Below are 17697 nucleotides of genomic sequence, written 5' to 3'. Positions count from 1 at the left end.
GTCAGTTTCCTTCCTTGATGGTCACGTTGCTGAAAGTGCCGTCGATCTGGACCACCAGGTTGGCCCCGGGTTTGCCGGAGTTATAGACGGTACGGTCGTCCTTCAGCCGACCGCCACGGTCGCTTCCTCGTTCGTTCAGGTTGCCGAAGGTCATATCCGCCCTGACCTCAACGGGGACGTTGTCCGGGATGATGACCGTGACGTTGCTCGCGGTGGCGTCGACGGGCACCAGGACCTCTGTGATCAAGGGCGGTGTCGTGGTGATGTCGCTGAGGTCGACAGTGCCTTGGGCGCCGGTGACGTCTATGCCTTCTCGCGCCTGTTCAACGCTGGTGGGTGCCCAGTTGACGTCGTGGAAGGTCAATCGGTCACCGTTGCGGGGAACCACGTTGAAGATGCCGCCAATGATCAGGGCAACAACGGCCAGGAACCCGAGGAATCCTGAAGTCCGCCCGCGGAGTCCGGCGACCAGGATGCCCAGGCCCAGGACGGCAGCGCCCGTTGCGAAAACCACGGCGTTGGCCGAGCTGCCCAGATCAATGACGTGTCCGGCGTCGAGCGCCTTCACGGTGCCTCCGGCCAGCAGGGCCGTACCTGCAGTCACGGCGACCGTGGCTGCGCCCGGTCCCTTGCGCTTGGGGGCAACCGGCTTCGGGGCCCACCCTTGCGGGGGAGTGGAACCGTAGGGAGGACGCGGTCCCGACGGCGGGACCGGACCGGATGTCGGGACTGGCCCCGCACCGTGGCCGGCCGCACCGTAGCCCGGCGCACCGTAGCCGCTTGAACCGTAAACCCCGCTCCGCTGGCCCGTCGGCGCAGAAGCGCCGTAGACGGGAACGCCGGTGTTGGTTCCCGCCGTGGGAGTGGCCGGGTAGGAGGCGGTGTAGTTCTGCGGGCCGGCGGACGCGGATGCTTTCGCGCCCTTGTTCCGCTGAATCAGGACATAGACGAGGTAACTGATGCCGGCTATCCAGAACAGCGTCCAGAACAGGCCGGGAAGTCCGTTCCATCCCCACCCCCAGAATCCGCGGCCCAGGCTTGGGAAGCCGATGATGGTGGTGATCAAGGCACCTGTCATGCCGCCCGACCAGCGACCGGCGGCGGCCTCCTGGACGTGGATGCGCCCATCAGGTTCGGGCAGGAGCGCCCATGCGATGCCGTACAGCAGAACCCCGACCCCGGCGAAAAGTGCCAGCACAATGAAGATGCCCCGGACGATCAACGGATCGATGCCGTACCGGTGGGCGACGCCACTGGCCACCCCGCCGATCCAGCGGTCAGGACCACGCCGGACCCCCAGGTTGCGGATCCAGTCGAAGTAGTTCTGCTGGGAACCTTGCGGGGCTTCGCCGGTCGGCGCGTAGCTTCCGGCGGTCGGACCAGTTCCGGCGGACCCTCCGGCAGAAGTCTGGTCCGAAGAAGTACCGGGAGCTCCCGTGGAGGCGCCATTGGTGGCGCTGGAGCCGGATGTGCCGGCGGTGCCAGGCGTTCCGGGTTCCTCTGGATTCATGCTGTTCGCGTTCATACTTCGATCCTGCCGCCCCACGCCGTTGGCCTCTACTGGGGGATACCCTGAATGATCCCTGAGAGGCCCCCTGACCCTGCGGGAATCCGGTTCGGGGAACCCTGATCCGTGCTTGGATTGGTACATGAGAACCGCCATCGAACGCCCCCCGCTGGTCCGCAGCAGCGACCGCATGATCGCGGGCGTCTGCAGCGGCCTGGCCGATCACTTGGGGTGGCCGGTCAAATATGTGCGGCTCGGGATGGTTCTGGCCAGTTTCGCCGGCGGAGCGGGCCTGGCTTTCTACGCGTGGCTGTGGACCATGGTTCCCACCGCGGACGAGGCCGCCAAACGCAATGCCCGACGGCCGGCGTCGCCTATTGCTCCTGCCGTGAGCCTGCCGCCGGTGCCGAATGCCGGCGTCGGGACGCAGCGCCAGCAACAAACGTACGACGCCGGAACGGCACCGGCGGCTGTGGCCGAACCGACGGTGAGCGGCCAGGCGGCCGGCAGTTGGGCCGGCAGCGACGGCACCGCAGCCGGGGTGACTGCTTCCTCGGGCCCGTCCGACCAATGGTGGGACAGCAGCGCCGTGGCGTCGTGGTTCTCTTTCCGCAAAATCCAGTACGGCAAGGAAATCCTGCTCGGCGCGGCACTGCTCCTGGTGGCTGCGATCCTGATAGCCCGCCAGTTCGGCGTCGACGTCCCCCTGGGCACCCTGATTCCGGCAGCTGCGATCCTGGGCGGTGCCGCGATCGCCTGGATGCAGCTCGATGAAACGCGCAGGGCCGGGCTCGTGGACAAGACGAAGGCAGACCAGGCCGGTGGTTGGGTGCGCCTGGCTGCGGGCCTGGCGCTGGTGGTGGCCGGCGTCCTGGTCATGGTGTCCGGCTCCGGATCGTGGGAGCAGACCTGGCTGGCGCTGTTGGCCTCCATTGCAGTCCTTGGCGGTGTTGCCTTGGTGCTGCTGCCATGGGGCCTCAAGTTCTGGAAGGACCTGGAAACCGAACGTGCCGGCCGCGTCCGCGAAACCGAGCGCGCCGAGATCGCCGCACACTTGCACGACTCCGTTCTCCAGACATTGGCGCTCATCCAGCGACGGGCCGGCTCCGAACAGGATGTCCTTCGATTGGCAAGGGCCCAGGAACGGGAACTGCGGGCATGGCTCTTCAGCGATCCCGCCAAGGAATCCGGCCTGCTGGCAGAACGCATCAAAGCCGTTGCCGGGGAAGTGGAGGACGCCCACGGCCAAGCCGTGGAAGTAGTCACAGTGGGCGACTCCGACATGACGGACAGGCACGAAGCCTTGGTCCAGGCAGCCCGGGAGGCCATGCTGAACGCTGCGCGGCACGGCGGTGGCGCTGTTTCGGTCTACTTGGAGAGCACCGAGGCCGGATCGGAGATCTTCATCAAGGACCGGGGGCCCGGCTTCGCGGTCGAGGCCATTCCCGATGACAGGTTGGGTGTGAAGGAATCGATCATCGGACGCATGAAGAGGCACGGCGGAACAGCAGTGATCAACAGCAGCGGCGAGGGAACCGAGGTCCGGTTGGCCCTGCCATCGGCAAATCCAGAGATGGGCGAAGGCCGGAACGGCGAGGCCCGGGGTACTGAAGTCCGGAACGGAGACACGAAACAATGACCATCAATCCTGACGGCGGTACAGCGCGCAGCGTGCGGGTGGTGATCGTGGATGACCACACTATTTTCCGATCCGGCCTGAAAGCCGACCTGGACGGGCGCATGCACGTGGTGGGTGAAGCAGGAACGGTGGAGCAGGCCATCGCCGTCATCGCGGAGACCCGACCCGAGGTAGTGCTCCTGGACGTTCACCTTCCCGGCGGTCTTGGCGGCGGCGGCCGTGAGGTCATCGCCGGGTCCGCGGCCCTGCTGGGGAGCACCAGATTCCTGGCCCTGAGTGTTTCGGATGCCGCTGAGGACGTGGTTTCCGTGATCCGTGCCGGTGCCCGTGGCTACGTCACCAAGACCATATCCGGCAAGGAAATTTCCGACGCCGTCATCCGCGTTGCCGATGGCGACGCCGTGTTTTCACCCCGGCTCGCAGGGTTCGTCCTGGATGCATTCGGAACCGCTCCTGCGGACATCGCGGACGACGAACTGGACAAGCTGTCCGCCAGGGAACTCGAGGTCATGCGGCTTATCGCCCGGGGCTACAGCTACAAGGAAGTCGCCAAGGAGCTGTTCATCTCCATCAAGACCGTGGAGACACATGTGTCAGCTGTGTTGCGGAAACTCCAGCTCTCCAGCCGCCACGAACTCACCAAGTGGGCGGCCGAGCGCCGCCTCCTCTAACCCTCGCTCACATCCCGCGTGGTTGAGCCGGACGCTCGCTCACATCCCGCGTGGTTGAGCCGGACGCCCGACGGCGGCACATGGCTGACGGCGTCGCTTCCGGGTGAGGTGTTGCTCACGGGTTTGAAGAACAAATCAGCCCCCAGCCAACCTGTTCCGGTTGCCTGGGAGCTGACTGCCACCAAAAGTGAAGCTGTTACTTGGCCTTGCCCAGGAATTCCTGGATCCGGCGGACACCTTCGGCGAGGTCGTCGTCGCCGAGCGCGTAGGAGAGCCGCACGTAGCCGGAGGGTCCGAACGCCTCGCCCGGAACAACGGCGACTTCAACTTCGTCGAGGATCAGGGCCGCGAGCTCAGCCGAAGTGCTCGGGCGGACGGGACCGTTGGAGGTCTCGAATTCCTTGCCCAGCAGTCCGCGGACGTCCGCGTACACGTAGAAGGCGCCGGTCGGCGTCGGGCATTCAACCCCGTCAATGGCGTTGAGTCCGGCGACAATCGCCTTGCGGCGGCGGTCGAAGGCAACCTTCATTTCGTCGACGGCGGTGAGCGGGCCCGTGAGGGCGGCGGCGGCAGCGACCTGCATGATGTTGGAGACGTTCGACGTCGCGTGCGACTGCAGGTTGGTGGCGGCCTTGATGACGTCGGCCGGGCCGATCATCCAACCCACGCGCCATCCGGTCATGGCATAGGTCTTGGCTACACCGTTGAGGATCACAACGCGGTCGCCAAGCTCCGGGGCTGCCGTAGCGATCGAGGTGAACTCGACGCCGTCGTAGGTCAGGTGCTCGTAGATCTCGTCGGTAACGACCCAAAGGCCCTTGGCGGCTGCCCACTTGCCGATCTCCGCGACCTGCTCCGGGCTGTACACGGCGCCGGTGGGGTTGGAAGGGGAGACGAACAGCAGGATCTTGGTCTTGTCCGTTACGGCTGCTTCAAGCTGCTCCACGGTAACCAGGTAGCCCTGCTCCGGGCCGGCGAAAACCTCAACGGGAACGCCGCCGGCGAGGCGGATGGCCTCCGGGTAGGTGGTCCAGAACGGAGTGGGAATGATGACCTCATCGCCCGGATCAACCAGCGTGGCGAACGTGTTGTAGACAGCCTGCTTGCCACCGTTGGTCACCAGGACCTGGGAAGGGTCAACCTTGTAGCCCGAATCCCGGAGGGTCTTGTCCGCGATGGCCTTCTTCAGCTCGGGGAGACCGCCCGCGGGGGAATAGCGGTGGTACTTCGGCTGGCCGGCTGCTTCAATGGCGGCCTGGACGATGTAGTCGGGGGTGGGGAAGTCGGGTTCGCCGGCACCGAAACCAATCACGGGACGGCCCGCGGCCTTCAGTGCCTTGGCCTTGGCGTCAACGGCAAGGGTGGCGGACTCGGCAATGGCTGAGATTCGCTGTGAAATGCGGGCGGCAGTTGTTCCGGCAGACATCTATGTACCGTTCTTCGCAGGCAGCTCGTGGGCTGGATGATGGGATTCGACGTAAACTACCTTATGCTGTTCTGCGGAGCTCCCGCGTGACCGCCCTGCTTTGTGACTGATGGTGCTGGTCACAGGCGTAAAAGCGGGCTGGGAGCCCCGGAATCGAGCCGGTTCGACTATCGCGAAATTCTTGCGTAGACTGGTTCACCGGTGTTGAAAAGCATCACAGGCTGAAGTGCGGCCTGAAACATGGATTCGATCCATAGGGTAGTGGCGCAATTGGTAGCGCAGCGGTCTCCAAAACCGCAGGTTGCAGGTTCGAGTCCTGTCTGCCCTGCGCAAGCTGTTCCGGCGGAAACGCCGGAACACGCGCAGCAACCATGGCTCTGATCAGAGTCGGGTCAACGACTTTGCAAGGTGAGTGAGGACCAGGTGACCGAAACAGCTGCCAGCAGCTCGAAGGGCCGTCCCGCCAAGAAAGCCGAACGCGGCTTCTTCGCCCGTATTGCACTCTTCGTACGCCAGATCATTGGCGAACTGAAGAAGGTCGTTGCACCCACCCGCAAGGAACTGATCAATTACACGCTCGTGGTGCTGGTGTTCGTGGTCATCATGATGGTCATTGTCACCCTGTTGGACCTCGCCTTCGGCACGGGAGTCAGCTGGGTCTTCGGTGGGTCAGGCGCCACGGACCGCTAAGCGGATCTGTCCGCAAACTGTGTGAAATTCCTTGGTACACCGGGAATTTTGCGGGGTTTGCGGAATTGAGCCATTTAAATAGGCATGTTAGGCAATGAGGAAGCAGGAGACCAAGTGTCTGAGCAGGAGCTCGAGGTAAACGAGACTGAGCTGGGCGGAACCGCCGAGGACTCAGCCGACGCCACGGCAATTGTCGCGGAAGAGTCCGAGGTTGATTCCGCTGCGCCCGAATCTGCCGACGTCGACGCCGAGGAATCCGAAGAGGACTTCGAGGCCGACGTGGACGAAGAGTCTGATGAAGAGTCCGACGGCGATCAGCTCGCCGCCGCTGCTGCTGCAGCGCCGGCTGATCCTGCCGAGGAATTCAAGGCCAAGCTGCGCCGCCAGGAAGGTGACTGGTACGTCATCCACTCCTACGCCGGTTACGAAAACCGCGTCAAGGCCAACCTTGAGACCCGCATCCAGACCCTGGACATGGAAGATTACATCTTCGAAATCCAGGTGCCGATGGAAGAGGTCGTCGAGATCAAGAACGCGCAGCGCAAGGTCATCAACCGCGTTCGCATTCCCGGTTACGTGCTGGTCCGCATGGACCTGACCGACGCCTCCTGGGGCGCCGTCCGTCACACCCCCGGTGTTACCGGCTTCGTGGGCAACGCCCACAACCCGGTTCCGCTGCGCCTTGACGAGGTCTTCTCCATGCTCGCCCCGGTCTTCGAAGAAGAGCAGGCTGAGCAGGGCAAGCCGGTCAACAAGCAGAACCAGGCTCCCGTGGCCGTCGACTTCGAGGTCGGCGAGTCGGTCATCGTCAAGGAAGGTCCGTTCGAGACCCTGCCGGCAACGATCTCCGAGATCAAGCCCGAGTCCCAGACCCTGGTGGTCCTGGTCTCGATCTTCGAGCGCGAAACCCCTGTGACGCTCGCCTTCAACCAGGTCACCAAGATCTAGTTGATTCCAAGATTTCGCTCCCTGCCGCCTGCTTAGCGGTACGGAAGCGGCCGGCCGCCTCGCCATGGCGGCCACCAACCTGGGACGCGCTCCTGTGCCCCAGGAAGCTATTGAGAGAAGGACCCTACATTGGCTCCCAAGAAGAAGGTCACCGGCCTCATCAAGCTGCAGATCCAGGCAGGTGCCGCTAACCCGGCTCCGCCGATCGGTCCTGCGCTTGGCCAGCACGGTGTCAACATCATGGAATTCTGCAAGGCGTACAACGCTGCAACGGAATCCCAGCGCGGAAACGTTATCCCGGTCGAAATCACGGTCTACGAGGACCGTTCCTTCACCTTCATCACCAAGACCCCGCCGGCTGCAGAGCTCATCAAGAAGGCTGCAGGCGTTGCCAAGGGTTCGGCTACCCCGCACACCGTCAAGGTTGCCAAGCTGACCCAGGCACAGGTTGAGGAAATTGCTTCCACCAAGATGGAAGACCTGAACGCCAACGACATCAAGGCTGCTGCCCTGATCATCGCCGGCACCGCCCGCTCCATGGGCATCACGGTCGAAGGCTAGAACCGTCGAGGGCCGATTGCGGCCTTCACCCGCCGGGCAACCGGCATCTGAAACATTGATATGTCGCAGGATCCTTGCCGGATCCACGACTGTGGCAGGGCCCAGCGCGGTCCGCAGACCACAACTGCACAAGGAGAAACAAGCAGCATGGCAAAGCGCAGCAAAGCATATGAGGCAGCCGTAGCCAAGATCGAGGCAGACAAGGTCTACGCCCCGTTCGAGGCCATCAACCTCGCGAAGGACACCAACCCGTCCAAGTTTGACGCAACGGTTGAGGTCGCTTTCCGCCTCGGCGTTGACCCCCGCAAGGCTGACCAGATGGTCCGCGGCACGGTCAACCTCCCCCACGGCACCGGCAAGACCGCCCGTGTTCTGGTTTTCGCAACCGGTGACAAGGCTGAGGCAGCAATCGCAGCCGGCGCCGACTTCGTTGGTTCCGATGACCTGATCGAAAAGATCGCAGGCGGCTGGACCGACTTCGACGCAGCCGTTGCCACCCCTGACCTCATGGGCAAGGTTGGCCGCCTCGGTAAGGTCCTCGGCCCGCGTAACCTCATGCCGAACCCGAAGACCGGCACGGTTACCCCGGATGTCACCAAGGCCGTCAACGACATCAAGGGTGGCAAGATCGACTTCCGCGTCGACAAGCACTCCAACCTTCACTTCATCATCGGCAAGGTGTCCTTCGACGCCGCCAAGCTGGCTGAGAACTACGCAGCAGCACTGGAAGAGGTGCTTCGTTTGAAGCCGTCCGCTTCCAAGGGCCGCTACATCCAGAAGGCTACTGTCGCCACCACGTTCGGCCCGGGCATCACCGTTGACCCGAACGTCACCAAGGTTCTCACCGACGCGTAAGCTTCGGGAGCTCTTGCTCTGAAAAGGACCGTCCGGCTTTGCCGGGCGGTCCTTTTGCGTTGCCGGGCTGTTCGGAGGCCGGGACGGGCCGTAGGCTGTGGTGCGTGACGTCGTCGAACACTTCCGTGGCAGCCGGGTTGAGCGTCGAGCGGATCCGCGTCCCCGCAATTCCTGACGCGGCCGATGCCGCCGACTTTCAGGCCTTCCATCAGCTGCAGGAAGCCCATGCATTTGAACTGTGGGGCAACCTCGACCGCTGCGCAACGCCCGCTGAGGCCGTCCAGTTCTGGCAAGGCAACGAGTACGAAGAGCGCCAGGTGTTCCTTGCCCGGCTGGACGGTGCCGTAATTGGCGGCGGCACGCTGACGCTGCCCCTGAGCGAAAATACGACGACGGCGGGTGTGGACGTGCTGGTCGACGCCGGGTTCCGGCGGCGCGGCTTCGGTTCGCGGATCCTGGCCGTTGTGGAGGAGATGGCGGTTGAGCGGGGGAGGGTTTCCTTCGACGCCTATTGTGGCGAGCCGATTGCTCCCCTCGAGGCCGGTGTTGAGTTGTTGCAGGCAAAGTCCGGTTCGGGAGGCGTGCCGTTGGCGGCTGCGTCGACCAACTTCGCGCTTCACCATGGCTATTCGCTGGAGCAGGTGGAAACGAACAGCACGTTGGCGTTCCCGGTTCCCGATGCACTGCTCCGGGAGCTCGGGGAGGACGCACTGGAGAGCTCGGAGGGCTACAGCGTCCTCGGCTGGCGGAATGACTGTCCGGACCATCTGGTGGAGGCCTTCGCCCGCCTCAAAAGCCTCATGAGCACCGAGGTTCCCATTGCGGGTTTGGGGTGGGAAGGCGAGGAATGGGACGCCGCACGCGTCCGCAAGGAGGAAGCCACGTGGCGTGCAAGCGGCGTGGACACAGCGGTGTGCGTTGCCCGCGGGGATGACACTGGCGAGCTTGCTGCCTATACGGTCCTGACCCACCGGGCAGAGGCGCCGGCAGTGATCTACCAGGAAGACACCCTGGTGGCGCCGGGCCACCGTGGACACCGCTTGGGGATGCTCGTGAAAGTGGACAATTTGCGCCGGGCGAAAGAACTCTGGCCGGACGCCACGTCGGTGATGACATGGAACGCCGTCGAAAACCAGCATATGCTGGCCATAAATATCGCCCTTGGATTCAAGCCGTCCGGCTTTGAAGGCGAATGGCAGAAACGGCTGGGATGACTGTAGAAGAGGCGGGTACCGTTCAGGTCGCTCAGCTGTGGGTTCCTGACTCCCTGGAAAGTCCGGAGGCTGCCGATTTCCTGGACGCCGTGGAAGTCGGGCGCCGGGTGCGCATGGAAACCTGGGGGAGCGATGACCTCGCCTACACCCCCTTGGAAAAGCTGCTGGAATTCTCGGATCCCTATGAACGCCAAATCATCCTGGTAGCCAAAGTCGATGGCGTCATCGTGGGAGTTGTGGACATTGCCCTGCCCCTGGCCGACAACATGGACCTGGCCGAGTTCACACTGGACATTTTGCCTGAGTTCCAAGGACAGGGAGTCGGAAGGCAACTGCTGGAGGCTGCCGAGCAGCTGGCCCGAGCGGAGGGCCGCACCATGGTCCTGGTGGATACAAACCATCCTGCGACGTCACTGACGGAGGTACCCGAGGATCAAATGATCCCTGGCAACGGGGCAGGTTTTGTTCCCGTCAGCAGCCGTGAGACAGATTTCGCCAAGAAGGCCGGCTACACCCTCCAGCACATTGAACAGTTCAGTTCCTGCATCCTGCCGCTGGATTCCCAGCTGGTGGCAGACCTCCAGCTCGAGGCGGAGGAAGCCAACGGCGGACGGTACGTCCTTCACCACTGGACCGATCGCTGCCCGGAACCTTGGCTGGAAGCCGTTGCCGCGTTGGAAAACGCAGCCGGCGAAGTTGTCCCCGACGACGCCGAGGAAGACGCTCCCGATGTTGAAGCAAGCGGCATGGTTTTCGACACCGCGGTTCTCAGGGAAACCGAAGACGCCGCCCTGGCGCAGGGACGACGCACGGTAGTCACCGCCGTCGAGCATGTTGAGAGCGGCAAGCTGGTGGGCCTGACCACCATCAGTGTCCTCGCCCACCGCCAGGATGTCGTGTTCCAGGACGACACCCTGGTGCTCCAGGAGCATCGTGGAAACAAGCTGGGCTTGCTCATCAAGGTGGCCAACATGGAAAGGCTCAGCGAGCAGTTCCCCGACGCCCGGGTGATCTACACCTGGAATGCGCCGGAAAACCGCTACCTGCTGACAGTGAACAAGCAGTTGGGATTTACGACGGCGGGCGTCACCGGACTGTGGCAAAAGGAGCTTCCGGGGCGGGACAAAGGGCCAACGGTCTCTGAGTAGGCAGCCTCGATTTGGTTTGCTGAACGCTCTCCCGTAACCTTGAAGTACCAAAGACCGTCGGTTGATGGGAATCCACTCTTTCGAGCACAGCTCAATTCTGCAGCTACGCCCCTGAGAACCAAGTGAATTCCTTGACGAAGGACCCTGAACATAGGGCGGCCGGCGCAGGTGAACGAAGCAAGTCTCCACGGATCAGTCTGTGTTGAGCCAAGCCCCGTGCATCTGCGCGGGGCGTTTTTAGTTTTAGCTCTCGTGAGCGGGGACCCGGAAGACCGGCTTTATTCCCCGGAAGGAGGGTTATGACAACGCCTAGCAAGGTTTCCGCCGTTGCGGAGATCACCAACGATTTCAAGGAATCGAACGCGGCTGTCCTGACCGAATACCGCGGGCTCACTGTTGCACAGCTCAAGGAACTGCGTGTTGCGCTCGGCCAGGACACCAAGTTCTCGGTCGTCAAGAACACCCTGAGCGCCATTGCAGCCAAGGAAGCTGGAGTTGAAGCATTCAACGATCAGCTCGCCGGCCCTACTGCAATCGCCTTCATCAAGGGTGACGCTGTTGCTGCTGCCAAGAGCCTGACGGACTTTGCCAAGGCCAACAAGCAGCTGGTTATCAAGACCGGCGTCTTCGAAGGCAAGGCATTGGACGCAGCAGGAGTTGCCGCACTGGCAGCCCTCGAGTCCCGCGAACTGCAGCTCGCACGCGTTGCTGGTGTCCTCAAGGCTCCCGCATCTGCAGCTGCACGCATCATCGACGCTCTGCGCCTCAAGCTTGAAGAAGAGGGCGGCGCACCTGCACCGGCCGCTGATGAAGCCCCGGCTGAAGAGGCTGCAACCGAGGAAGCTCCGGCTGCTGACGAAGCACCGGCCGCTGCCGAAGCTGCAACCGAAGAGAACTAAGTTCTCCCCCCAAACAAACTCTGGTGCACGGAGCGGTACGATCCGGACCTGCGCCAACTAATGGAAGGACGCCACCATGGCGAAGCTCAGCAACGAAGAGCTCATTGAAGCTTTCAAGGAACTGACCATCATCGAGCTCTCCGAGTTCGTCAAGCTCTTCGAAGAGACCTTCGAAGTTACGGCTGCTGCTGTTGCAGTTGCTGGTCCCGCTGCCGGCGGTGCCGCTGAAGCTGCTGAAGAGAAGACCGACTTCGACGTCATCCTCGAATCTGCTGGCGACAAGAAGATCGCAGTGATCAAGGAAGTTCGCGCCATCACCTCCCTCGGCCTCAAGGAAGCCAAGGACCTGGTTGACAGCGCACCGAAGGCTGTTCTCGAAGGCGCCAACAAGGAAGCTGCCGAGAAGGCCAAGGCTCAGCTCGAAGAAGCTGGCGCAACGGTTACCCTCAAGTAACTCGTTTTGCTTGTGGAAGCCCCGTCCGGTTCGCCGGGCGGGGCTTCCTGCGTTAAGACGGGTCGCTGATGTCCGCCACCACGGCTCCCAGGGCTGCGGTTAGCGCGTCGGCGTCGACGAAGGCGCTGCGCCCGTGTGCCCCTGCGCCCATGGAGATGCGACGGCCGGTGATGGTGGCATCGGCGTATACAGGCCAGGCCGTGGTGCTGCCCAGGGGAGTGATGGTCCCACGCTCGTAGCCGGTGGCATCCAGGGCCACCTCTGCGGGCGGGAGGGACAGCTTGTTGACCCCCACCAGGGCACGCAGTTTGGGCCAGGAGATCTGGCGGTCCCCCGGAATCAGGGCGAACAGGAACGTCCCGTCACGGTGCTTGACCACCAAGGACTTCACAATGTCCGCAGGCGAAATACCCAGGATGCCTGCCGCCTCCTCGAGGCTGCGCGCAGCCGGACGCTCGACGACGTCGACGTACAGTCCGCGCGCGGCCGCGTCAGCAAGGAAACGCTCGGCCCCGTCAGCCACATTGCCCGCCATCAGTCGCGGTACAGCAGTAGGGCTTCACCTTGGCCGCCACCGCCACACAGGGAAACCGCGGCCTTGCCCGTTCCCCGGCGGTTCAGCTCGTGGGCGGCGTGCAGCGCGAGCCGGGCGCCGGATGCCCCAATGGGATGGCCCAGGGCGATGGCACCGCCGTGGATATTGCACTTCTCCAGCGGATAGTTCAGGTCCTTGAGCGACTGCACCGCAACGGAGCCGAAGGCTTCGTTGATCTCGATGAAGTCCAGGTCCTCGGCAGTCCATCCGGCACGCTTCAACGCCTGGGCGATCGCGTTGGATGGTTGGGAGTGCAATGAGTTGTCCGGTCCGGCAACCTGGCCCGGCTTTCCCACCACGGCCAGGTACGTCAACCCATTGTCGCGGGCGAAACGGCGACTCGTCAGCACCAGTGCGGAGGCGCCGTCGGACAGGGGAGAGGAATTGCCCGCAGTGATGGTGCCGTCCGTGGCAAACGCTGCTTTCAGCGGTGCGAGGGTCTCCACCGTGGTGTTGGGGCGGACCCCTTCGTCCGTGGTGAGGACCAGCGGATCACCCTTGCGCTGCTTGACCTGCACGGGGGCGATTTCGACGTCGAAGATTCTGTCGGCGATCGCGGCAGCGGCGCGCTGGTGCGATGCCGCCGCTACTTCATCCTGGGCCCTGCGGTCTATGCCGAGGGTGACGTTCCTGGTTTCGGTGGACAGCCCCATGGACTGACCGTCGAAGGCATCCGTGAGGCCGTCGTGGGCGGCTACGTCCAAGGCCTGGATGGAACCGTAGGTCCAGCCCTGCCGTGAGCCGGGGAGAAGGTGGGGAGCCCGGGTCATGGATTCCTGGCCACCGGCAACCACCACGGTGGCGTCCCCGCTGCGGATCAGGCGGGCAGCATCAATAACCGCCGTCAGGCCCGACAAGCACACCTTGTTGATGGTCACGGCCGGGATGTTCCAACCCACGCCGGCGGCAATCGCACTCTGGCGGGCGGGGTTCTGTCCGGCGCCCGCCTGGAGAACCTGGCCCATGATGACGGCATCAACCTGTTCGGCCTTGACGCCGCTTGCGGCAAGTGCGGCGCCAATGGCGTGCGCACCGAGTTCGACGGCGGTCAGTCCCGCCAGTTGCCCGTTCAGCCGACCCTGTGGGGTGCGGGAGGCGGCGAGGATGACAACGTCATTGTCGTCGGCGGAGTTGCTCATGGTCTCTCTTCCGGTCCGGGAGTGGTGTAGCAAGGCTATCGCGGTGTGTGAGCCAGCCTAACCATTAAACGGCGGGGGAGCTCCGGTGATTCCGTCCGGAGCAGGGTTCCTTGCTTTGGGTGCCTGTGGCAACGGTGCTTGCAATCAGGGACAATCTGGGGTAGACAGGAAGGCTGCTTTGCCGTATTGTAGATATTTGCGTCTTCCCTGTTAACCTTCAGCCTTCATATAGCGGTGGGCTTTACCTCTCAGCTGCGTCATTGACGTGCCGTTCCACAACGTGCACAGCCATGGGCAGACTGGGTCCGGGTCATATAGCGGAACCGGATTAAGTATCCTGCAGAGCACTCTGCGGAATGCAAACGGGGGAGATCTGAAAACGCCTGAAGGTCTGTGGAAGGATCCCTCTTGGTCGCCTCGAGCACCTCTAATAACGAAACCGCTAACACGGCAAGCACCGATGGTGCCACCCGTCGCCTCTCATTCGCAAAGATTCACGAACCCCTTGATGTTCCGAATCTTCTCGCCCTGCAGACGGACAGCTTTGACTGGCTCGTCGGAAACGAACGCTGGCAGGCGCGGGTAGCGAAGGCTGTCGAGGAGGGCGACCTCAGCGTCGCCACCACCTCCGGACTTGCCGACATCTTCGAAGAGATCTCCCCTATCGAGGACTTCCAGGGCACCATGTCCCTGAGCTTCTCCGAGCCGGAGTTCGCTGATCCGAAGTACACCATGGCCGAATGCAAAGACCGTGACGCCACCTACTCGGCCCCGCTGTACGTCAAGGCCGAGTTCATGAACAACAACACGGGCGAAATCAAGCAGCAGACCGTGTTCATGGGCGACTTCCCCCTCATGACTGAGAAGGGTACGTTCGTCGTCAACGGCACCGAGCGTGTCGTCGTCTCCCAGCTGGTCCGTTCGCCGGGCGCCTACTTCGAGCGTGCCGCTGACAAGACCAGTGACAAGGACATCTTCACCGCGAAGATCATCCCGTCCCGTGGTGCTTGGTTCGAACTCGAAATCGACAAGCGCGACCAGGTCGGTGTCCGCCTTGACCGCAAGCGCAAGCAGTCGGTCACGGTTCTCCTGAAGGCCCTCGGTTGGACCGAAGGCCAGATCCTGGAAGAGTTCGGCCAGTACGACTCCATGCGCGCAACGCTGGAGAAGGACGCCACCGAGACCCGCGAAGACGCGCTTCTGGACATCTACCGCAAGCTGCGTCCGGGCGAGCCGCCCACAGTCGAGGCTGCCCAGTCCCTGCTGGACAACCTGTACTTCAACCCCAAGCGCTACGATCTGGCCAAGGTTGGCCGTTACAAGATCAACCGCAAGCTTGGCATCGACCGCTCCCTTGGTGACAAGGAAGCATCGGTCCTGCACGTTGAAGACATCGTTGCCATGATCAAGTTCCTCGTTGCGCTGCACGCCGGCGAGAAGACCATCATGGGCAAGCGCGACGGCGAAGACCACGAGCTCCGCGTCGACATCGATGACATCGACCACTTCGGCAACCGTCGCATCCGCGCCGTCGGCGAACTCATCGAGAACCAGGTCCGCACCGGTCTGTCCCGCATGGAACGCGTCGTCCGCGAACGCATGACCACGCAGGACGTCGAGGCCATCACGCCGCAGACGCTGATCAACATCCGTCCAGTTGTGGCAGCCATCAAGGAGTTCTTCGGAACGTCCCAGCTGTCGCAGTTCATGGACCAGAACAACCCGCTCTCGGGTCTGACCCACAAGCGCCGTCTGTCGGCCCTTGGCCCGGGTGGTCTGTCCCGTGACCGCGCAGGCATGGAAGTCCGAGACGTTCACCCGTCCCACTACGGACGTATGTGCCCCATCGAAACCCCTGAAGGCCCGAACATTGGTCTGATCGGTTCGCTGGCATCCTACGGCCGCATCAACCCGTTCGGCTTCATCGAGACCCCGTACCGCAAGGTGTCCAATGGTGTTGTCTCCGACGACGTCGAATACCTCACGGCAGATGACGAAGCCGAGGTCCTGATTGCCCAGGCCAACGCTCCGCTGGATGCTGACAAGAAGTTCTCCGAAGAGACCGTCCTTGTCCGTGCCCGTGGTGGTGGAGGCGAGCCCGTTCTGGTTCCCGCCGCAGATGTCCAGTTCATGGACGTGTCCCCGCGCCAGATGGTGTCCGTTGCAACCGCGCTGATCCCGTTCCTCGAGCATGACGATGCCAACCGTGCACTCATGGGTGCCAACATGCAGCGCCAGGCCGTGCCGCTGGTCCGTTCCGAGGCTCCTTTCGTGGGCACCGGCATGGAGCGCGCAGCAGCCGTCGACGCCGGTGACGTTGTCATCGCGAAGAAGGCAGGTGTGGTCACCGAGGTTTCCGCCGAGCTCGTTGTCATGATCAACGACGACGGTACCGAGACCAACTACCGCATCAACAAGTTCGCCCGTTCCAACCAGGGCAACTGCTACAACCACCGTGTCCTGGTCAACGAAGGCCAGCGCCTGGAGGTTGGCGGCATCATCGCTGACGGTCCGGCAACGGACCAGGGTGAGCTCGCCCTCGGTAAGAACCTGCTCGTGGCATTCATGTCATGGGAAGGCCACAACTTCGAGGACGCCATCATCCTTTCGCAGCGCATTGTTGCCGAGGACGTCCTTTCCTCCATCCACATCGAGGAGCACGAAATCGATGCCCGCGACACCAAGCTTGGTGCCGAGGAAATCACCCGTGACATCCCCAACGTGTCCGAGGAAGTTCTGGCAGGTCTGGACGAGCGCGGCATCATCCACATCGGTGCCGAGGTTGAAGCAGGCGACATCCTGGTAGGCAAGGTCACCCCCAAGGGTGAAACCGAGCTGACCCCGGAAGAGCGCCTTCTGCGCGCAATCTTCGGTGAGAAGTCCCGCGAAGTCCGCGACACCTCCCTGAAGGTGCCCCACGGCGAGTCCGGTACGGTCATCGGCGTGCGCGTCTTCGACCGCGACAACGACGACGAACTGCCCCCGGGCGTGAACCAGCTGGTCCGCGTCTACGTTGCAGCCAAGCGCAAGATCACCGACGGCGACAAGCTCGCCGGCCGTCACGGCAACAAGGGTGTTATCTCCAAGATCCTTCCGGTCGAGGACATGCCCTTCCTTGCAGACGGTACCCCGGTGGACATCGTCCTGAACCCGCTTGGTGTTCCAGGTCGAATGAACGTTGGCCAGGTTCTGGAAACCCACCTCGGTTGGGTTGCCAAGACCGGTTGGAAGATCGAAGGCGAGCCGGAGTGGGTCAAGAACCTCCCGAACCTGCCCCGTGAAACCGGCCAGACCACCGTTGCCACCCCGGTGTTCGATGGCGCCCGTGAAGAAGAAATCACCGGCCTGCTTGACTCCACCAACGTGACCCGCGATGGCGACCGCCTGATCGACTCCTCCGGCAAGACCCGTCTGTTCGACGGCCGCTCCGGCGAGCCGTTCCCGGACCCGATCTCCGTCGGTTACATGTACATCCTGAAGCTCCACCACCTGGTGGACGACAAGATCCACGCGCGCTCCACCGGCCCGTACTCCATGATCACGCAGCAGCCGCTGGGTGGTAAGGCACAGTTCGGTGGCCAGCGCTTCGGTGAAATGGAAGTGTGGGCGCTCGAAGCTTACGGTGCCGCCTACACGCTTCAGGAACTCCTCACGATCAAGTCCGATGACATCCATGGTCGTGTGAAGGTCTACGAAGCCATCGTCAAGGGCGAAAACATCCCTGAGCCTGGCGTTCCCGAGTCCTTCAAGGTCTTGATCAAGGAAATGCAGTCGTTGTGCCTGAACGTGGAAGTTCTTTCCACGGACGGAACCACCATCGAGATGCGTGACTCTGATGACGCAGTCTTCACGGCTGCGGAAGAACTGGGTATCGATCTGTCCCGCGCAGAGCCCAGTTCCGTAGAAGAGGTCTAGCAGCGGTTCCGGCGGGCGGTGTTCAACCACTGTCCG

The 17697-nt window shown here is 62.9% G+C and carries 15 protein-coding genes and 1 tRNA gene; 12 read left to right on the top strand and 4 right to left on the bottom strand.

Features of this window, described 5'->3' with window-relative positions; all coding sequences use genetic code 11:
* Window position 1: 1 nt before the first annotated feature.
* Window positions 2-1525 (bottom strand): PspC domain-containing protein, encoded by a 1524-nt coding sequence (locus tag N5P29_RS15045; RefSeq protein ID WP_262275629.1) that lies wholly within the window; start codon window positions 1523-1525, stop codon window positions 2-4.
* A gap of 124 nt (window positions 1526-1649) precedes the next feature.
* On the opposite strand from N5P29_RS15045, the gene N5P29_RS15040 reads away from it, so the two are divergent.
* Window positions 1650-3146 carry an ATP-binding protein gene (locus tag N5P29_RS15040; protein WP_262275628.1) on the top strand — a complete coding sequence of 499 codons (1497 nt, stop codon included), beginning with the start codon at window positions 1650-1652 and terminating at the stop codon, window positions 3144-3146.
* Window positions 3143-3817 (top strand): LuxR C-terminal-related transcriptional regulator, encoded by a 675-nt coding sequence (locus N5P29_RS15035; RefSeq protein WP_262275627.1) that lies wholly within the window; start codon window positions 3143-3145, stop codon window positions 3815-3817. Before N5P29_RS15040 ends, N5P29_RS15035 begins: the two co-directional genes overlap by 4 nt.
* Before the next feature lie 196 nt (window positions 3818-4013).
* Here the strand turns inward: N5P29_RS15035 and N5P29_RS15030 are convergent, their stop codons facing one another.
* Window positions 4014-5243, bottom strand: coding sequence for a pyridoxal phosphate-dependent aminotransferase (locus tag N5P29_RS15030; RefSeq protein ID WP_262275626.1), 1230 nt, complete (start codon window positions 5241-5243; stop codon window positions 4014-4016).
* Between the two features lie 255 nt (window positions 5244-5498).
* On the opposite strand from N5P29_RS15030, the gene N5P29_RS15025 reads away from it, so the two are divergent.
* From N5P29_RS15025 to rplL, 9 genes are all read left to right on the top strand, one after another.
* Window positions 5499-5571, top strand: a tRNA-Trp gene (locus N5P29_RS15025).
* An 80-nt stretch (window positions 5572-5651) separates the two neighbouring features.
* On the top strand, window positions 5652-5933 hold the full coding sequence (gene secE / locus N5P29_RS15020; protein WP_144659401.1) for a preprotein translocase subunit SecE: 282 nt from the start codon (window positions 5652-5654) through the stop codon (window positions 5931-5933).
* Between the two features lie 114 nt (window positions 5934-6047).
* Window positions 6048-6881, top strand: a complete 834-nt coding sequence (gene nusG / locus N5P29_RS15015; RefSeq protein ID WP_262275625.1) for a transcription termination/antitermination protein NusG — start codon at window positions 6048-6050, stop codon at window positions 6879-6881.
* A gap of 129 nt (window positions 6882-7010) precedes the next feature.
* Complete coding sequence (rplK, locus tag N5P29_RS15010; protein WP_011775609.1) at window positions 7011-7442, top strand: 50S ribosomal protein L11; 432 nt, start codon at window positions 7011-7013, stop codon at window positions 7440-7442.
* Between the two features lie 147 nt (window positions 7443-7589).
* Complete coding sequence (gene rplA / locus N5P29_RS15005; RefSeq protein WP_262275624.1) at window positions 7590-8297, top strand: 50S ribosomal protein L1; 708 nt, start codon at window positions 7590-7592, stop codon at window positions 8295-8297.
* Between the two features lie 104 nt (window positions 8298-8401).
* A complete protein-coding gene (locus N5P29_RS15000; RefSeq protein ID WP_262275623.1) occupies window positions 8402-9511 on the top strand; it encodes a GNAT family N-acetyltransferase in 1110 nt (369 codons plus the stop codon).
* Window positions 9490-10659 (top strand): GNAT family N-acetyltransferase, encoded by a 1170-nt coding sequence (locus N5P29_RS14995; protein WP_262275622.1) that lies wholly within the window; start codon window positions 9490-9492, stop codon window positions 10657-10659. Before N5P29_RS15000 ends, N5P29_RS14995 begins: the two co-directional genes overlap by 22 nt.
* 299 nt (window positions 10660-10958) lie before the next feature.
* Window positions 10959-11558 (top strand): 50S ribosomal protein L10, encoded by a 600-nt coding sequence (gene rplJ, locus N5P29_RS14990; protein WP_262275621.1) that lies wholly within the window; start codon window positions 10959-10961, stop codon window positions 11556-11558.
* A 76-nt stretch (window positions 11559-11634) separates the two neighbouring features.
* Window positions 11635-12012 carry a 50S ribosomal protein L7/L12 gene (rplL, locus tag N5P29_RS14985; protein ID WP_144659408.1) on the top strand — a complete coding sequence of 126 codons (378 nt, stop codon included), beginning with the start codon at window positions 11635-11637 and terminating at the stop codon, window positions 12010-12012.
* Window positions 12013-12064: 52 nt separating this feature from the next.
* Here the strand turns inward: rplL and N5P29_RS14980 are convergent, their stop codons facing one another.
* The gene (locus tag N5P29_RS14980) at window positions 12065-12535 is read right to left on the bottom strand and encodes an aminoacyl-tRNA deacylase (protein ID WP_410007879.1); all 471 of its coding nucleotides are present in this window, start codon (window positions 12533-12535) and stop codon (window positions 12065-12067) included.
* A gap of 11 nt (window positions 12536-12546) precedes the next feature.
* The gene (locus N5P29_RS14975) at window positions 12547-13746 is read right to left on the bottom strand and encodes an acetyl-CoA C-acetyltransferase (RefSeq protein WP_262275619.1); all 1200 of its coding nucleotides are present in this window, start codon (window positions 13744-13746) and stop codon (window positions 12547-12549) included.
* 408 nt (window positions 13747-14154) lie between these two features.
* Between N5P29_RS14975 and rpoB the strand changes: the two genes are divergently transcribed.
* Window positions 14155-17661, top strand: coding sequence for a DNA-directed RNA polymerase subunit beta (gene rpoB, locus N5P29_RS14970; protein WP_144659411.1), 3507 nt, complete (start codon window positions 14155-14157; stop codon window positions 17659-17661).
* Window positions 17662-17697: the final 36 nt, after the last annotated feature.

Source organism: Paenarthrobacter sp. JL.01a (genome assembly GCF_025452095.1).
Lineage (GTDB): Bacteria > Actinomycetota > Actinomycetes > Actinomycetales > Micrococcaceae > Arthrobacter.
The sequence above is the reverse complement of the archived record's forward strand: the minus strand, read 5'-3'. Positions and strand labels throughout refer to the sequence as shown.